This window comes from Kitasatospora sp. NBC_00240, from assembly GCF_026342405.1.
In the GTDB taxonomy this organism is placed as follows: domain Bacteria; phylum Actinomycetota; class Actinomycetes; order Streptomycetales; family Streptomycetaceae; genus Kitasatospora.
Genome location: NZ_JAPEMU010000001.1, coordinates 7,568,208 through 7,583,560, shown reverse-complemented (window position 1 = coordinate 7,583,560; position 15,353 = coordinate 7,568,208). Strand labels below are relative to the sequence as shown.

Here is a 15,353-nt window from a genome sequence, read left to right as displayed (position 1 = left end):
ATCGGAGGGACGACGGCCGCGCCGGGTCACGGCCCTGCCGGACCGTCACGCCGCCCGGTGCCAGGGGGCGGGCGCCTCTGTCCCGCCTTCGCGCCGCTGCTCGCGGCCCGGGGCGGGGCGGGGCATCCCGGAACGGGGCATCCCGGGGCGGCGCGCTCCGCCTCAGGCCGCCGGCGGCGCGGTGGGCTTCGCCCGCGTGACGGCGATCGAGCAGACCCCCGGGGCGGAGAACGGCCGCAGGGTGAGCCCGCCCGGGCGGCCGGCCCGCTCGGCGATCGCGTCCAGCATGCCCTGGTGCACGGCGCAGACCACCTCCGGATGACTCTCGGCGTTCTGCTGGAACGGGCAGTTGTGCAGCAGCACCTGCGCGCCGCCCCCCGTCAGCTCCGGGCCGAAGCCCCAGCCCTCGGCCTCGGCCAGCACCCGCTCGGCCAGCGCCTGGTCGGACACCACCGGACCGGCCGGCTCCCGCTCCTCCCCGGCCAGGTCCGGCCCGGCCGCACCCCAGCTGCGGCCGGCCCGCTCCGCCCGGGCCGATCGCTCGGCGGCGTCGGCGCCGTAGCCGAGCGAGAGCACCTCCACCAGGGTCCGGTAGGCCGCCAGCTGCTCGCGGGCGGGGGCGGCCGCGTAGCGCAGCCGGGGACGCCCCCGGCCGGCCGCCGGAGCGGCCCGGCGCACCTCCACCAGCCCGGCCTCGACCAGGGCGGTGAGATGGTGCCGGACGGTGGTCACATGCAGGTCGAGGGCCTGCGCCAACTGTTCGATGTCGAGCGGGCCGGACGCCTCGGTCAGGGTCGCCAGCAGGGCCCGCCGGGCCGGCACGGACAGCGCCTTGTGCACACCGGGGTCGCTGCTGTCCATGCGGCCATATTACGGTGGCCCGCCCGCAGCCCGGCCGGGGAGACTGGCCGGATGCGCATCAGAACCGTGACGAGGGACGAGCTGCCGCTGCTCCGCGAGATCGAGTGGGCGGCGGGCGAGTGCTTCCGCGAGATCGGCATGCCGGGGATCGCCGACGACGAGCCGCTGCCGGTGTCGGCGCTGGCCCGCTACCTGGACGAGGGCGTCGCCCTGGCGGTGGTCGACGCGGCCGACCGGCCGGTGGCCTACCTGATCGCCGAGCCGGTGGACGGCGCCGTCCACATCGAGCAGGTGTCGGTCCACCCGGAGTACGCCCGGCGTGGCCTCGGCCGGGCGCTGATCGACCACCTCGCGCAGCTCGGCGGCGCCACCGCGCTGACCCTCACCACCTTCGCCGAGGTGCCGTGGAACGCCCCTTACTACGCGCGCTGCGGGTTCCGGCCGCTGGGCGCCGACGAGGTGACTCCCGGGCTGCGGGAGATCCGCCGGCAGGAGGCCGCGCACGGTCTGGACCGCTGGCCGAGGCTCTGCATGCGCCGCGAGCCGCGGCAGGACGGGCCGGACGCCTGAGCCCGTGGCCGGCCGGCCCTGCTCGCCCTGTCGGTAGCTGGGCCGGCCGGTAGCCGGGCCGACCGGTAGCCGGGCCGACCGCTTCGGCCGGCCGGCCCGAGTCCCCCTGCCTGCCGGTCGGTCGGTCAGTCCGTGACGCCCAGCCGCAGCACCGTGGTCGAGCGGAACTCCTGGCCCGGCCGCAGTTCGGTGCTCGGGTACTCCGGCCGGTGCGGCGAGTCCGGGTGGTGCTGGGTCTCCAGAGCGATGCCCGAGTACGGGCCGTAGGGCACCCCGGCGGCGCCGGTCACCGCGCCCGTGAAGCCGTTGGCCGTGTAGACCTGCAGGCCGGGCTCGGTGGTGAGGACCTCCAGGGTGCGGCCGGAGGCCGGGTCCTCCAGCAGGGCCGCTCGGGCCGGGGTCCCGTCGGCGGGCCGCTCGCGCAGCACCCAGTTGTGGTCGTAGCCGCCGGGGCCGGTCAGCTGGGGGTGTTCGTCGTGGATGGACTTGCCGACCGGCCGGGCGCCGGTGAAGTCGAAGGGCGTGCCGGCCACCGGCTCGTAGGGGCCGTACGGGATCTGCCGCTCGTCGACGGGGGTGTACGCGTCGGCGTCGATGGTGAGCAGGTGGCCGAGGACGTCGCCGCTGCCCTCGCCGGACAGGTTGACGTACGCGTGGTTGGTGAGGTTGACGACGGTCGGGTGGGTGCTGGTGGCGTGGTAGGCGATGGTCAACTCGCCGGCACCCGACAGGGTGTAGCTCACCTGGACGTCCAGCCCGCCGGGGAAGCCCTGGTCGCCGTCCGGGCTGTGCAGGTGCAGCCGGACCCCGTCCGGGATCTCCTGCGCCTGCCACATCCGGTTGGCGAAGCCGTCCGGGCCGCCGTGCAGGGTCACGCCGTTGCCGGTGGGCATCAGCGGGTGGTCCACGCCGTCGATGGTGACCCGGCTGCCGGCGATCCGGTTCGCGTAGCGGCCGACGGTGGCGCCGTAGTGCCGCGCCGGGCCGAGCACCTGGGCCAGGTCCTCGCTGCTGAGCAGCAGTTGGGCGGTGGCACCGGCGCGGTCGGGGGCCCGCAGGGTGTGCAGGGTGGCGCCGAGCGTCAGCACGCTCACCTCGTACGGGCCGGCCCGCAGGGTCCAGCGTTCGAAGGCGGCGCCGGCGCCGGCGGGCTCGAAGGGCGCGTGCTCGACCGTCGTCGCCGGCGGGTCCGCCGCCGCTCCGCCGCCGTCCTCGCCGGTGTCCTGCCCGCCCGCCCGGTGCGTCGCCATGACCTGCTCCTCCGTGGCCGCCGAGGCCCGGCCGGAGGGCCGCCCTCGTGTCGATATCTGTTCGAGTATGAGCGATCATGTCGCTCTCGGGGCACAGCCTATCGGGGGCAGAGCCTATCCCGAGCGGGGGCGCGAGGAGCCGCAACCGGCCCCGCGCGCCCCGAGGGCGGAGCCCGGCTCAGTCCTCCGTCGACCCGGGCCGAGCACCGGGCTGCCCGGGCTGCCCCGCGCTCAGCCCGAGCGCGGCCGCCAGACCCTCCGCGCCGGTGCCCGCCTTCCGGTGGACGGCCGCCAGCCTGCGGTGCACCAGGCTCAGCGGCACGCCCAGTTCGATCGCGATCCGCGGCGCCGGCACGCCCTTGACCGCCAGTGCGGCCACCTCCCACTCGGGCTGGCTGAGCGCGTCCTTGCTCACCGTGCGCAGCCGGTTCGGCCGCAGGCCGGACTTGGCCAGCTCCCGCCGGGCGCGGTCGACCAGCCCGTCGGCGGCGCAGTGCTGGGCCAGCTCGATGCCCTGGTAGAGGTACTCGGCGGCGTCGTCCAGGCGCCCGACCCGGCGCAGCGCACAGCCCAGGTCGACCAGCGCGACGGCGTGTTCGTAGCCGGCCGGCGACTGCCCGAGGTGGGTCACCGCGAGCTCCAGCAGTTCGACCGCCTTCGGCCCGTCGGCGATCTCGGCGTGCAACCGCAGCGCGGTACCGATCGCGGAGGCGGCGCCGAAGACCATCGCCCGGGCGACCGACTCCTCGGCCAGCTCCCAGGCCCGGTCCGGGTCCTCGCGGGCCAGCGCGACGGCGAGGTGCCCGGCCCAGGGCGCCCAGACGGTGTTGTGCCAGCCGCGTTCGGCGAGCTGGCCGCCGACCCGGGTGAGGGTGGCGGCGGCGGCCACGTGCTTGCCCTTGGCCAGCAGCAGCTTGCCGTACAGCGACGGCGCGTCGGGCAGCACCATCGCGGTCGGGTGGTAGGGCGGCCCGAAGTTGTACTTCTGCGACAGCTCCCAGGCCTCGTCCACCCGGCCGCGGGCGAGCAGGGTGTCGATCAGGACGCCGACGGTGTCCCACTGCAGCGGCAGGCCGGGCCCGATCCGCTCGGAGAGCCGCAGGCCCCGGCGCAGGAAGTCCTCGGCCTCGGCGAGCAGGCCGCGGCGGAACCGGGTGAGCCCCATCAGGAAGTAGGCGAAGCCGCGGTGCGCGCCGCTCCAGCCGGCCAGCTCGAACTCCATGATGGCGTCCGAGAACAGGCGTTCGGCGAGCGCCAGCCGGTCGGTGTACGTGCAGGTGAGCCCGATGATGGCGGGCAGCTCGAAGCCCCAGGTGGTGTTGGTCCACTGCAGGCCGTCGGGCAGCCGGCCGTCCTCCAGGGCCTCCTCCACCAGCGAGAGCGCGACGGTGGCGGGCTCCCCGCGCAGGGTGAGGTCCCAGGCGCGCATCGCGAGGACGGCCCGCTCGGCGGTGCCGCGCCCCTGCAGCCCGCGCCAGAGCTCCTCCAGCCGCCGCGAGCGGGCCGGGCCGTCCTGCTCCTCCTTCTGCCAGGCCTGCCACATGAGGGAGGCGGCCTCCAGGCGGAGCCGCCCCGCCGGGTCCTTGGTGTGGGCGAGCTCGTCCTTGCAGACCTGGGCGGCGGCGATCAGCTGGCCGCTGTGGGCCAGTGCCTCGGAGAGCCGGAAGGTGGCGTCCGCCCGCAGCTCGGAGCGCAGTCCTTCGTCCGGGTCGAGCGCGAGGCGCAGCTGGTTGACGGTGGCGACCGGGTCGGTGAGCAGCGCGGAGCAGCCGAGTTCGTACAGCACCTCGGCCCGGTAGTCCTCGTCCGGCGGTTCGCTGAGGGCGCGCTTGAGGCAGGCCTGGGCCGCCTCCGGGGCGCCGATGGCGAGGTGTTCGGCGGCGGCGCGGCGCAGTTTGCGCACCGTCCGGTCGTCGCCCTCGGGGTGGGTGGCGATCAGGTGGCGGGAGGCGGCGATCAGGCCGAGCCCGGCGTTCTCGATCTCGGTGAACGCGACGCCGTGCATGCCGGTGCGGGCGGCGTCCGGCATGGTCTTGTAGATCGAGGTGCCGATCAGCGGGTGGACGAACTCCAGGTTCCCGCCGGGCACCCCGGTGAGCACCCGGTGCTTGCGCAGCTCCTTGATGGACTCGCGGGCGGCCTCCCGGCTCAGCGCGGAGATCCGGGTGGCGAGGTCGGGGTTGATGTCAGTGCCGAGCAGGGCGGCGGCCCAGGCGAAGCGCAGGGTGGTGGTGCCGAGCTTCTCCAGCCAGGTCTTGAGCGTCATCCCGCGGGCCTCGGCGGCGAGTTCGCCGAGCATCGGGGTGTTCTCCTCGACCGGTTCGAGGTCCTGGTCGATCACCTTGCCGATGAGGGCGGTGGCGTCGTACGGGTTGCCACGGGTGACGGACCACACCTCGTAGCAGAACGGCTCCTCGGCGGCGGGGCCGAGGGCGTCGCGGACGATCTCCGACATCGAGTCCGGGGTGAGCGGGCGCAGTTCGTGCCGGCGGGTGGCCTGGTTGGCGATGGCCTGCTGGTACGGGAGGGCCTCCGGGGTGAACTCGTCGCCGTCACGGTAGGCCGTGACCAGCAGGACGGGGAGTTCGCGGGAGCGGACGGCGAAGGCCGCGAGCCAGCTGAGCGACTCCAGGTCGGCCCAGTGCAGGTCGTCGACGATCATCACCAACGGGGCCCGCCGCGGGGCGAGTTGGGTGAGTACGTAGTCGAGGCCGTCGCGGATGCCCTGCGGGTCGATGGCGACCGCCTCGCTGCCGGGGCGGAACAGGCCGATCGCGGGGCCGACGGTGTCGTACCAGTTGCCGAAGACCTCGTTGCGCTCGGGCTCGGTGAGCCCGCCGAGCACCGGCTGGAGCAGCTGGCGCAGGACGTGGTACGGCTCGGTGTACTGCTGCTCGCCGCCCCGGGCGAACAGTACGGTGCAGCGCTCCCGGGTGTGGGCGCGCCGGCGGACCTCGTGCAGCAGGCTGGTCTTCCCGAGGCCGGCCTGGCCGGAGAAGATGAGGAGTTCGCCGATCTCGGTGCCGCCGGCCGCGAACTCGCGGCAGAGCTTGTCCACGGCGAGTTCGGCCGAGTGGACCTCGGAGTCGCGGTCGCGCAGCTTGGTCCGACCCGCGCCGGTGGCCGGACCGGACGGGCGGCCACCGGGTTCGCGGCCGGCCTCGGGGTCGAGCCGGTCCTCGGGCCGACGCTCCGTCATCCCGCCTTCGGCCCCGTGTCCGTCCGCCCGTTCGTTCCCGCCCCGCAGTTCGCTTCCCTCGGCCACCGCCGCACCCTCCGCCTCGCCGATCCATGGTCCTGCCGATCCATGGCCCTGTCGCCGACACTAGCGCCGCGGGGGGCGCTTGGGGCGGCATTCGCGCAGGCCGAGGGGGAGATCAAGGGTTCGGAACCGGTGCCCAGGGCAATTGCCCTGATATCCCTAACGTCCGATCATTCCATCAGATACCCTCAGCCCCGCGGGGCGCAGTTGATCTTGCGGCAAGTGACCCACAACCCCCACAACACTGGGAGTCCGATGTCCGACGGCAGCTCACTTCGCAATCCTTTCCCGCATCGGCGCAGTCCCCACACCGCCGAGGCAGCCGAACGCCATCGTGCCTGGCTGGAGCGGCACCCGCTGCTCCACGCCGAGGGCGCCGTGGGTGACACCGGCTACGCACACTGGGAGGTCGTCGACCTCGCCGCTCTCGGCTACCCCGACGCCGGGCCCGAGGAACTCGCCCTGGCCGCAGACCTGATGGGCTTCTACTTCCTCTTCGACGACCAGTTCGACGGGCCGCTCGGCCGCCGGCCCGCCGAGGTGGCGGTCATCTGCGACCGGCTCGCAGCAGTACTCCACGGCGCGAAGCCCGATCCGCACTCCCCTGCCGAGACCGCGTTCGCCGACCTCTGGGAGCGCAGCGTCCTCGGCATGCCCGCCCGCTGGAGAGCGCGCGCCGCCTACAACTGGGAGTGGTACTTCGCCAGTCACCCCGCCGAGGCGGCCGGCCGGATCTCCGAGAGACCCCCGGACCGTGACGGCTACCTCGCGCTGCGCCGCGGGACCGCCGCCATGGAGACCATTTTCGACATGATCGAACGCATCGGCCGCTTCCAGGTCCCGCTGGCCGCCCACCACCACCCGGTGCTGCGCCAGCTCCGCCAGCTGGCCGCCGACATACCGTCACTCAGCAACGACGTCCGCTCCTACCCCAAGGAGGCCCCCACCGGCGACGTCAACAACCTGGTGATGATCGTCCGGCGGGAGCACGGCTGCTCGGCCGAGGCGGCCTGCGCGCTGGTCACCGCCGAGGCCCAGCTGATGATCGGCCGCTGCACCGATCTGGTCACCCAACTCCCCGAGACCTACCTGGCGTTGGGCCTGAGCCCGGCCGATCGGGCGCTGGCGCACCGGTACGCCCAGGGCCTGACCGACTGGCTGGCCGGATACCTGCACTGGGAAGCCAGGACCGGACGCTACCGGGTGTCCTGAACCCCGCCCCGCGGGCGGGCCGACCGCCACCTTCCGTGGGCGGCCCCGTACGCACCGTGGCGGGCGGCGCCGCACCGGGCTAGTGTGCACGGCGGCGGGCACCCGGCTCCACCCCGGTGGACGGGTGCCCGGATCGAGCATCTGCCAGTTCCTTCCGCCGGGCCGCCCGCGGCCCGACACGCCGCGCCCGGCGGGCCGGGGCGGCGCCCGTCGCAGCGAGGAGTCACCAGAAGCATGACGGTCTACCAGCCCCCGGGACAGCCCGGAAGCATCGTCACCTACCGCCCCCGGTACGAGCACTGGATCGGCGGCGAGTGGCGGCCCCCGGTCCGCGGGCAGTACTTCCAGAACCCGACCCCGGTGACCGGGGAGATATTCTGCGAGGTCGCCCGGGGCACCGCCGAGGACATCGAGGCCGCCCTGGACGCGGCCCACGCCGCCGCCCCCGCCTGGGGCCGCACCTCCCCCGCCGACCGCGCCCAGGTGCTGCTGCGGATCGCCGACCGGATGGCCGGACACCTGGAGGAGCTGGCCGTCGCGGAGAGCTGGGAGAACGGGAAGCCGGTCCGCGAGACGCTGGCCGCGGACCTGCCGCTCGCCGTCGACCACCTGCGCTACTTCGCGGGCGCCCTGCGGGCCCAGGAGGGCGGCCTCTCGCAGATCGACGACGACACCGTGGCGTACCACTTCCACGAGCCGCTGGGCGTGGTCGGCCAGATCATCCCGTGGAACTTCCCGCTGCTGATGGCCGTCTGGAAGCTCGCCCCGGCCCTCGCCGCCGGCAACACGGTGGTGCTCAAGCCCGCCGAGCAGACCCCGGCGTCCGTCCTGCTGCTGGTCGATCTGATCGCCGACCTGCTGCCGGCCGGCGTGCTGAACGTGGTCAGCGGCTTCGGGGTGGAGGCCGGCAAGCCGCTGGCGTCCAGCAGCCGGGTCCGGAAGATCGCCTTCACCGGGGAGACCACCACCGGCCGGCTGATCCTGCAGTACGCCAGCGGCAACCTGATCCCGGTCAGCCTGGAGCTGGGCGGCAAGAGCCCCAACCTGTTCTTCGCCGACGTCGCGGCCGAGCAGGACGCCTTCTACGACAAGGCGCTGGAGGGCTTCGCGATGTTCGCCCTCAACCAGGGCGAGGTCTGCACCTGTCCCAGCCGGGCGCTGATCCAGTCCTCGATCTACGACCGCTTCCTCGGCGACGGGCTGGAACGGGTGCGGGCGATGCGGCAGGGCAACCCGCTGGACACCGACACCCAGGTCGGCGCGCAGGCCAGCAACGACCAGCTGGAGAAGATCCTCGCGTACATCGAGATCGGCCAGGCCGAGGGCGCCAAGGTGCTGGCCGGCGGCGAGCGGGCCGACCTCGGCGGCGCGCTGGCCGGCGGGTACTACGTCGCGCCGACGGTCTTCGAGGGCGACAACAGCATGCGGATCTTCCAGGAGGAGATCTTCGGCCCGGTGGTCGCGGTCACCCGCTTCGACGACTTCGCCGACGGCATCGAGATCGCCAACGACACCCTGTACGGGCTGGGCGCGGGCGTCTGGAGCCGCGACGGCAGTGTCGCCTACCGGGCCGGGCGGGCCATCCAGGCGGGCCGGGTGTGGACCAACTGCTACCACGCCTACCCCGCGCACGCGGCGTTCGGCGGCTACAAGAACTCCGGCATCGGCCGGGAGACCCACCGGGTGGCGCTGGAGCACTACCAGCAGACCAAGAACCTGCTGGTGAGCTACTCGCCGCAGGCCCTCGGGTTCTTCTAGGGTGGCCGCCTCCCAGGTGGCCGTCAGCACCGCGGCCGCCGACCTGCTGCGGCGGCTGGCGGCCGAGCACGGCCCGCTGATGTTCCACCAGTCCGGCGGCTGCTGCGACGGGTCGGCGCCGATGTGCTACCCGGCCGGGGAGTTCCTCACCTCGGAGGCCGACCACCTGCTCGGCGAGCTGCGGGTGGACGGGCTGGACCCGATCCCGGTCTGGATCGGCCGCGACCAGTACGCCTACTGGTCGCACACCCACCTGACCATCGACGTGGTGCCCGGCCGCGGCAGCGGTTTCTCCCTCGAAACGCCCACCGGGCTGAGGTTCCTGACCCGCTCGCGGCTGCTGGAGGCGTGACGCCGGCGAGGTCCCGCGAACGGCGCCGGGCACCGGGCCGGGGCGGGGCGGGGCGACCATGACGGCCGCCCGCCCCGGCCCGCGCCGGGCCGGTCAGTTCGGCCAGGGCCGCACCTGCGTCATGGCGGTGTCCCCGGCCCGCCGCCTGGCCTCCATGTCGTCGACCAGCTTCAGGATCGCCGCGTCCATCTGCTCCTTGGTCATCTTGTCGCCGTACTTCTCGTACAGGTCCATCCCGGCCTTCATCGACATGTCGTCCCCGGGGTCGTTGGTCCCGGTGCTGGCGATACCGCCGTTGGCGCCCTCCATCAGCTCCGGGCGGCTGATGCCGGCGGCCCGGCCGACGTAGCCGTAGTGGATGTTGGAGTAGATGTCGTCCGACACCGACACCTCACGGCCGGGCACCTTGAAGTAGAAGTCGTTCTTCGACTGCAGGTCGAACTTCTTCTCCAGCTGCGGCTTGTGGTCCCACGGGCCGCCGGTCTTCACCTGCTGGTACCAGAGCGCGAGGCCGGTGCCCCGGGAGCCCACCCCGACCCCGGGCGAGATCAGGCCCAGGGGGCCTTCGCTGGCCCTCATCAGAGCCCGGATCTTCGCCACCTCGGGGGAGGCGCTGTTGGTCCTCATCTCCCCGAAGATGAAGTCGGACGACTCCCGGAACTTGTACTCCCCCAGCCCGCCCTTGGCGGCGGTCACGTCCGCGTACCCGCCGGGGTTGAACTCCATGTCGTCCGCGCCGGTGTTCTGCCACATCGACCAGGCCGCGGCCCGGTCCGCCTCGTGGGCCCGGGCCCGGGCGTTGATGATGGCCTTGGAGAGCTGGTCGCTGACGTCCTTCTCCCACTCCAGGGCCTGGAAGAAGGTCACCTGCGTGCCCCAGGTGTCCGGGTCGGACGTCACCGGGCGCAGCGGCTTCACCTCACCGCCCGGGCCGATGGTCCGCCCCATCTTCGGGGCCTCCACGTCGGTGAGCCGGCGGAGCTCCAGGCGGGCGATCTCGATCTCGCGGTGGCAGTCCACCAGGACACCGTGGATGGCCTCGGCCTCCTTGGTGGCGTCCCGGAGCTCCTTGGAGACCTTCTCCATGAAGGGCTTGGCGGCGTCGGCGTCGGCGCCCTGCCAGTCGGAGTCGCGGACCGGGACGATCACCCGGTCCCGGTAGGCGTCCTGCTGCTCCCCGAGCGGCTTGATCGCCGTCTGCCACTTGGCGGTGGCCTCGGCCAGCTCCTCCAGCGGCGCGGCCAGCACCTGTTCGTAACTGATCATGCGTTCCCCCGAGATGTCGTGTGTCGTCGGCCCGCGGACGGCGGGCGGGTGTGCGGCCGGTGCTGCCGGCGCTGTCGGCGCTGTCGGCGCTGTCGGTCGACGACAGCTCAGTGGTAGTGCGCGCCGATCTCGGTCATCCGCTGCGCGATGCCGTTCTCGGTGGCGCTGTGCCCGTCGGCGTTCATGGTGAGGTTGCGGCTGGTGAGGTCGACGGCCTCGGTCACCGAGGTCAGTTGCTTGCGCCAGCGCTCGGCCGCGTCGCCCAGGGCCGCGCCGAGCTCGAACTGCTGCGCCTTCAGCTTGTCGGCCGCGCGGTAGCTGGGCTCCTCGGGGGCGCGGGCGGCGTCCAGCGCGACCGCGATGTCGTGGGCGGCGCCGGCCGCCTGCCGGAGCACCGTCGGGTTGACCTTGATGCCGCCGCTCGCGGCGCCTCCCGGCTCCACGCTGTTCAGCCGTGTTCCGGGCAGGCCTGATTCGGTACCGCTGACTGCCATGTTCTCCCCCGTGCTGCTGGTCGTCGGGGGAGAGTCGGCCCCCCGAAGCCGTTGCCGATGATCTTACGAGATGGTTCGCGATCGAGGTCGCGGCGGGATCGCGCCGCTCGAGTTCGGGTATCCGGCTGCCTGTTCACGGCAGGCGGGCTGAAATGATCAGGCCATGGACGGCGCAGTGACAGGGATCAGGACGACATCGGACGTGGCGCCGGCCGCCGGGGCCGCGTCGGCGCCCGCCGCGGCGTGGGTGCTGCGTTCCGGGGTGGCCGAGGACATCGAGGTGGTCGCGGAGTTGCGGGCCACGGTCATGCGTGCGGACCTGGAGCGCCTCGGGCGCTACGACGAGCACCGGGTGCGGCAACGGCTGCGGGATTCCTTCTCCACGCAGCACACCTCGATCATCATGATCGACCGTGAACTCGTGGGATGCCTCACCGTCCGGCCCGTCGACGGGAGGCAGTGGCTGGAGCACTTCTACCTTGCTCCGCACCGTCAGGGCAGCGGGCTCGGATCCGCTGTCCTGCGCAGGGCACTGGAAGTGACGGACGCGCAGGGCGCCACCGTGGCTCTGAACGTCCTGCAGGGCAGTGCGGCCCGTCGGCTCTACGAGCGCCACGGATTCGTCGTGGAGGCCGAGGATCCGATCGACGTCCGCATGGTGCGCCCACCCGGGGCCGGTACCGCCACGAGCGCCTGACCTGCGACGGCACCACGGCCGCGACCCGGCCCGCGAGGCCGTCGGGCCTGGACACCACGGCCGCCGCACGGATCGTGCCGGCACGGCCGAAGCCGGCGCCGCTCGGCCGGGGCGGGGCGCGACCGACCCGCCCCGGCCGGGGCGCAACCTCAGGCGCCCAGCAGCAGGGCCTTCGCGGCGCTGAACTCCTCCGGGGTGAGCAGGCCCTGGCCGACCATCCGGCCGAGTTCGGTCAGCTTGTCGGCCAGGTCGGGCCCAGGTGTCGGGGCGGGGCCGAAGGCGACGGCTGCGGTGTCCGGGCCGAGGGCGGGCGCCGGGTACGGCGGCCAGGCGGCCAGGCCGTCGGCCGCCTGCGGGCGGGCCGCGCCGCCGCCGGCCGCGTACACCGCGCCGCCCACCACCAGCCCGCGGACCAGCGGGGCCCCTACCGGCCGGCGGACCCGCAGCGGGCGGATCGGGCGCATGGGTCGGAACACGTCGTCCTCATTTCCCGGCCGTACGGCGCGCCTCGGCGGCGCGGACGGCCTCTTCGATGTTCTCCGGCGGGATCCGCACCCCGGAGGCGATCCGACCGCTGACCGCCCGCAGGGCATCGGCGGCGGCCTGCGCCCAGACGTGCTCGATCAGGACGATCAGGGCCACCGATCCCGGTTCCAGCAGCTCGGCCGCCTCCTGGGCGTCCTCCGGTCCGATCAGCGGGAGTTCGGCGCCGCCGCCGGGGACCACGCCGTCGAGGTGCTCGAAGTCGGCGAGTTCGCCGTACGTGGTCTCGCCGTCGGGGCGACGGGTGACCACCAGCGAGTCGATCACCCTGATGTCGCCGCCGGTACTCAGCTTGGCCAGGGCCGCCGCGGCCTCGATGGTGATGGTCTCCTGCGGGAACGTCAGGACGAGCAGTTCGGCCGGCCCCATGCCGGGCTCCCTTCGGCGCGCGATTCACCCATAGGCGGATGAAAACACACGAATGGACCGATTCGCCGACGCGCCGCGCGCGGATCGCGGCTGCGGGGGCGGCTGCCCTCACCGTGGAGAAGGGGCCGCGCCCGGCGCTTTCCGGGCGGGGCCGCCCGCTCACCGTTCGCGCAGGCGGCCCCGTGCCGCATCGCGACACCGACCCCAAGGAGAGAACCGATGGCCATCGCCGTTGACAAACTGTCGGACCCGGCGGTCCGCGCCCTGGTAGCCGCGATCAACGCGGGCGACCGGACGGCGTTCCGGGAGGCCCTCGCACCGGACGCGACGATGTCCGACGACGGGAGCGACCGCGACCTCGAGGACTGGACCGAGCGGGAGATCTTCTCCTCGCGCGGGCACATGGACGTCCGGTCGGAGTCCGCCGCCGGGCGGGCGCTGATCGCCGACTACCGCAACGACACCTGGGGCGAGATGCGGACCGCCTGGCGGTTCACGGTCGACGGCGGGAAGATCACCCGCTTCGAGACCGGCCAGGCCTGACCTCCCCCGCACCTCCCGGCGGCCGGCCCGGCTCCGCTCGTACGGGGCCGGCCCGGCCGTCAGGCCCGGCCGGTCGCCGGGAGGCAGTCCCGGACGGCCTTGATCAGGGTGCGGGAGCGGATGTCGCCGGTCACGCCCGGCTGCATCCCGTTGGTCACGTAGCCGAAGCCGATCCCCAGCTCCGGGTCGGCGAAGCCGAGCGAGCCGCCCCGGCCCGGGTGGCCGAAGCTCGCGGGCGAGCCCATCAGCGAGGTCGGGCCGTGCCGGAAGAACCCGAGCCCGAAGGTCGAGTTGACGATCAGGACCTTGTCCGGGCCGCTGACGGCCGGCCCGATCGCCCGGGCCAGCAGCGCGGGCCCGAGCAGCGGCCGCGGCGGCATCTCCCAGCCGGAGGCCGCGGACGGCTCGCCGGAGGCCCAGCCGTCCCGGTCGGCGGCGCCGATCAGGGCGGCGTAGAAGCGGGCCAGCGACCGGGCCGTGCCGATGCCGCCCGCGCCGGGGATCTCGGCCGCCTGCACGGCGGGGTCGTTGAGGTTCACCACCGAGCGGACCGAGGCGAACGCCCGGGCGGTCAGCGAGGTGGGGTCGCGGTAGGCGTCGACCACGGCCTGCTTGGGCCGTACCCGTAGGCCGGAGGGCCCGGACTGGGCGGCCTCCGGGGCGGGCAGGTCGACCAGCTTGCCGACCCTGGGCGCGGCACCGGACGGCAGGCCGATCCACAGGTCCAGCCCCAGCGGGCGGGCGATCTCCTCCGCGAAGTACTGGCCCACGGTGCGCCCGCTGACCCGCCGGATCACCTCGCCGACCAGCCAGCCGAAGGTGTACGGGTGGTAGCCGTGCGCCGTGCCGGGCTCCCAGGCGGGGGCCTGGGCGGCGACGGCGGCGGCCGCCGGCTCCCAGGTGAGGACGTCCTCCAGGCGCAGCGGCACGTCCAGGGCGGGCAGTGCGGCCTGGTGGGAGAGCAGCCAGTGCACCGGCAGCCGGCCCTTGCCCTCGGCGGCGAACTCGGGCCAGTAGGAGGCGACCGGCGCGTCCAGGTCCAGCAGCCCGCGTTCGGCCAGGTGCAGGGCAGCGGTGGCGGTCAGGCCCTTGGTGACGGAGCGGAGCACCTGGGCGGTGTCGGCCGTCCAGGGCACGGCCGGCGCGGGCCGCCCGCCCACCTCGGGGCGGGAGTCGCCGCCCCAGAGGTCGACCACCTTGCGTCCGCGTACGTACAGCGCGAAGGCCGCGCCGAGTTCGCCGTAGTCGCGGAAGTTCCGGGTGAACGCCTCGCGTACCGGTTCGAAGCCTTCGGCCGTCTCGCCCCAGATCTCCACCGCGCCACCTTCTCGACGTGTCCGACGGGTGCGGTCGCCGGTCCGGGTCGCTGCCGCGGGTCCCGGCTCGTGGGCCGCCCCGGACGATCATCCGATGATCCGGCTGTCGCCCTCGCCGAAACCCTATCCGGACCGCGTCCCGGAGACCTGCCCGCACCGGGGCCCGGGCGTCGGTACCGTGATCGCCATGACCGACCACACCACGCCTGCCGCCGCCGGCCGGCCGGACGCCCCCGGCGGTACCTCTCCGGACGCCGCCGCTCCCGCCGATCCCGCCGAAGAACTGCTGGACGTCGTCGACGCGCAGGACCGGGTGACCGGCACGGCGCCGCGCCGCGAGGTCTACCGGCTGGGGCTGACCCACCGCTGTGTCTTCATCCTGGTCCGAAACCCGCAGGGGCGGATCTTCGTGCACCGGCGGACGGACACCAAGATGTTCGCGCCCGGGGCGTACGACATGTTCGTGGGCGGCGTGGTCGGCGCCGGGGAGGCGTACGAGGTCGCGGCGGTGCGCGAGGCCGAGGAGGAGCTCGGGGTGAGCGGCGTCCGGCCCCGCCCGCTCTTCAAGTACCTCTTCGAGCAGGACCGGCTCTCCTGGTGGTGCGACGTGTACGAGGCCGTCTGGGACGGCCCGGTCGCACCGCAGGTGGAGGAGGTCGCCTGGCACGACTGGCTGACCGAGGCGGAGCTCACGGCGCGGCTCACCGAATGGGACTTCGTGCCGGACGGCCGGGACGCGTACCGCCGCTACCTGGAGTTCTCCGCCTCCTGACCGGACCCCCGGCTCCGGCTCCGGCTCCGGCTCCCGAGCGCCGGTCGGACCGGGTCGGGTCGGGGTCGGGGTCGGACCGGGTCAGCGC

At 74.0% G+C, this 15,353-nt stretch carries 15 protein-coding genes; 7 read left to right on the top strand and 8 right to left on the bottom strand.

Annotation, left to right across the window (positions count from 1 at the left end; all coding sequences use genetic code 11):
- Nucleotides 1-162: 162 nt before the first annotated feature.
- Nucleotides 163-861, bottom strand: coding sequence for a helix-turn-helix domain-containing protein (locus OG689_RS32535; RefSeq protein WP_266324418.1), 699 nt, complete (start codon nucleotides 859-861; stop codon nucleotides 163-165).
- Nucleotides 862-912: 51 nt separating this feature from the next.
- Here OG689_RS32535 and OG689_RS32530 point away from each other — a divergent pair, with 51 nt between their 5' ends.
- Nucleotides 913-1,431 carry a GNAT family N-acetyltransferase gene (locus tag OG689_RS32530; RefSeq protein ID WP_266324417.1) on the top strand — a complete coding sequence of 173 codons (519 nt, stop codon included), beginning with the start codon at nucleotides 913-915 and terminating at the stop codon, nucleotides 1,429-1,431.
- Between the two features lie 125 nt (nucleotides 1,432-1,556).
- On the opposite strand, the gene OG689_RS32525 is transcribed toward OG689_RS32530, so the two are convergent.
- Together OG689_RS32525 and OG689_RS32520 are read right to left on the bottom strand one after the other, a co-directional pair.
- Nucleotides 1,557-2,681 (bottom strand): aldose epimerase family protein, encoded by a 1,125-nt coding sequence (locus tag OG689_RS32525; protein ID WP_266324416.1) that lies wholly within the window; start codon nucleotides 2,679-2,681, stop codon nucleotides 1,557-1,559.
- 178 nt (nucleotides 2,682-2,859) lie between these two features.
- On the bottom strand, nucleotides 2,860-5,880 hold the full coding sequence (locus OG689_RS32520; RefSeq protein ID WP_266324415.1) for an AAA family ATPase: 3,021 nt from the start codon (nucleotides 5,878-5,880) through the stop codon (nucleotides 2,860-2,862).
- Between the two features lie 318 nt (nucleotides 5,881-6,198).
- On the opposite strand from OG689_RS32520, the gene OG689_RS32515 reads away from it, so the two are divergent.
- The 3 genes from OG689_RS32515 to OG689_RS32505 all read left to right on the top strand — a co-directional run bounded on the left by OG689_RS32515 (nucleotide 6,199) and on the right by OG689_RS32505 (nucleotide 9,265).
- On the top strand, nucleotides 6,199-7,155 hold the full coding sequence (locus OG689_RS32515) for a terpene cyclase (RefSeq protein ID WP_266324414.1): 957 nt from the start codon (nucleotides 6,199-6,201) through the stop codon (nucleotides 7,153-7,155).
- 234 nt (nucleotides 7,156-7,389) lie between these two features.
- On the top strand, nucleotides 7,390-8,913 hold the full coding sequence (locus OG689_RS32510) for an aldehyde dehydrogenase family protein (RefSeq protein WP_266324413.1): 1,524 nt from the start codon (nucleotides 7,390-7,392) through the stop codon (nucleotides 8,911-8,913).
- A gap of 1 nt (nucleotide 8,914) precedes the next feature.
- Nucleotides 8,915-9,265 (top strand): DUF779 domain-containing protein, encoded by a 351-nt coding sequence (locus OG689_RS32505; protein ID WP_266324412.1) that lies wholly within the window; start codon nucleotides 8,915-8,917, stop codon nucleotides 9,263-9,265.
- A gap of 93 nt (nucleotides 9,266-9,358) precedes the next feature.
- Here OG689_RS32505 and OG689_RS32500 read toward each other — a convergent pair whose 3' ends face one another.
- Both OG689_RS32500 and OG689_RS32495 read right to left on the bottom strand, forming a co-directional pair.
- Complete coding sequence (locus OG689_RS32500; protein WP_266324411.1) at nucleotides 9,359-10,531, bottom strand: polymorphic toxin type 44 domain-containing protein; 1,173 nt, start codon at nucleotides 10,529-10,531, stop codon at nucleotides 9,359-9,361.
- A 107-nt stretch (nucleotides 10,532-10,638) separates the two neighbouring features.
- Nucleotides 10,639-11,025, bottom strand: coding sequence for a hypothetical protein (locus OG689_RS32495; RefSeq protein WP_266324410.1), 387 nt, complete (start codon nucleotides 11,023-11,025; stop codon nucleotides 10,639-10,641).
- Between the two features lie 163 nt (nucleotides 11,026-11,188).
- Between OG689_RS32495 and OG689_RS32490 the strand changes: the two genes are divergently transcribed.
- The gene (locus OG689_RS32490; RefSeq protein WP_266324409.1) at nucleotides 11,189-11,722 is read left to right on the top strand and encodes a GNAT family N-acetyltransferase; all 534 of its coding nucleotides are present in this window, start codon (nucleotides 11,189-11,191) and stop codon (nucleotides 11,720-11,722) included.
- Nucleotides 11,723-11,871: 149 nt separating this feature from the next.
- Here OG689_RS32490 and OG689_RS32485 read toward each other — a convergent pair whose 3' ends face one another.
- Both OG689_RS32485 and OG689_RS32480 read right to left on the bottom strand, forming a co-directional pair.
- A complete protein-coding gene (locus OG689_RS32485; RefSeq protein ID WP_266324408.1) occupies nucleotides 11,872-12,198 on the bottom strand; it encodes a hypothetical protein in 327 nt (108 codons plus the stop codon).
- A gap of 7 nt (nucleotides 12,199-12,205) precedes the next feature.
- A complete protein-coding gene (locus OG689_RS32480) occupies nucleotides 12,206-12,634 on the bottom strand; it encodes a DUF6325 family protein (protein ID WP_266324407.1) in 429 nt (142 codons plus the stop codon).
- A 219-nt stretch (nucleotides 12,635-12,853) separates the two neighbouring features.
- Here OG689_RS32480 and OG689_RS32475 point away from each other — a divergent pair, with 219 nt between their 5' ends.
- The gene (locus OG689_RS32475) at nucleotides 12,854-13,177 is read left to right on the top strand and encodes a nuclear transport factor 2 family protein (protein WP_266324406.1); all 324 of its coding nucleotides are present in this window, start codon (nucleotides 12,854-12,856) and stop codon (nucleotides 13,175-13,177) included.
- Nucleotides 13,178-13,236: 59 nt separating this feature from the next.
- On the opposite strand, the gene OG689_RS32470 is transcribed toward OG689_RS32475, so the two are convergent.
- Nucleotides 13,237-14,493: a serine hydrolase domain-containing protein gene (locus tag OG689_RS32470; protein ID WP_266324405.1), complete on the bottom strand. Its 1,257-nt coding sequence runs from the start codon at nucleotides 14,491-14,493 to the stop codon at nucleotides 13,237-13,239.
- Between the two features lie 187 nt (nucleotides 14,494-14,680).
- On the opposite strand from OG689_RS32470, the gene OG689_RS32465 reads away from it, so the two are divergent.
- On the top strand, nucleotides 14,681-15,265 hold the full coding sequence (locus OG689_RS32465) for an NUDIX domain-containing protein (protein ID WP_266324404.1): 585 nt from the start codon (nucleotides 14,681-14,683) through the stop codon (nucleotides 15,263-15,265).
- The last annotated feature ends 88 nt before the right edge of the window (nucleotides 15,266-15,353 follow it).

Coding starts and splice junctions, on each gene's coding strand:
- OG689_RS32500 (WP_266324411.1), bottom strand. CDS start 10,531: ATGATCAGTTACGAACAGGTGCTGGCCGCGCCGCTGGAGGAGCTGGCC.
- OG689_RS32530 (WP_266324417.1), top strand. CDS start 913: ATGCGCATCAGAACCGTGACGAGGGACGAGCTGCCGCTGCTCCGCGAG.
- OG689_RS32515 (WP_266324414.1), top strand. CDS start 6,199: ATGTCCGACGGCAGCTCACTTCGCAATCCTTTCCCGCATCGGCGCAGT.
- OG689_RS32465 (WP_266324404.1), top strand. CDS start 14,681: ATGACCGACCACACCACGCCTGCCGCCGCCGGCCGGCCGGACGCCCCC.
- OG689_RS32510 (WP_266324413.1), top strand. CDS start 7,390: ATGACGGTCTACCAGCCCCCGGGACAGCCCGGAAGCATCGTCACCTAC.
- OG689_RS32480 (WP_266324407.1), bottom strand. CDS start 12,634: ATGGGGCCGGCCGAACTGCTCGTCCTGACGTTCCCGCAGGAGACCATC.
- OG689_RS32495 (WP_266324410.1), bottom strand. CDS start 11,025: ATGGCAGTCAGCGGTACCGAATCAGGCCTGCCCGGAACACGGCTGAAC.
- OG689_RS32475 (WP_266324406.1), top strand. CDS start 12,854: ATGGCCATCGCCGTTGACAAACTGTCGGACCCGGCGGTCCGCGCCCTG.
- OG689_RS32525 (WP_266324416.1), bottom strand. CDS start 2,681: ATGGCGACGCACCGGGCGGGCGGGCAGGACACCGGCGAGGACGGCGGC.
- OG689_RS32535 (WP_266324418.1), bottom strand. CDS start 861: ATGGACAGCAGCGACCCCGGTGTGCACAAGGCGCTGTCCGTGCCGGCC.
- OG689_RS32520 (WP_266324415.1), bottom strand. CDS start 5,880: ATGACGGAGCGTCGGCCCGAGGACCGGCTCGACCCCGAGGCCGGCCGC.
- OG689_RS32490 (WP_266324409.1), top strand. CDS start 11,189: ATGGACGGCGCAGTGACAGGGATCAGGACGACATCGGACGTGGCGCCG.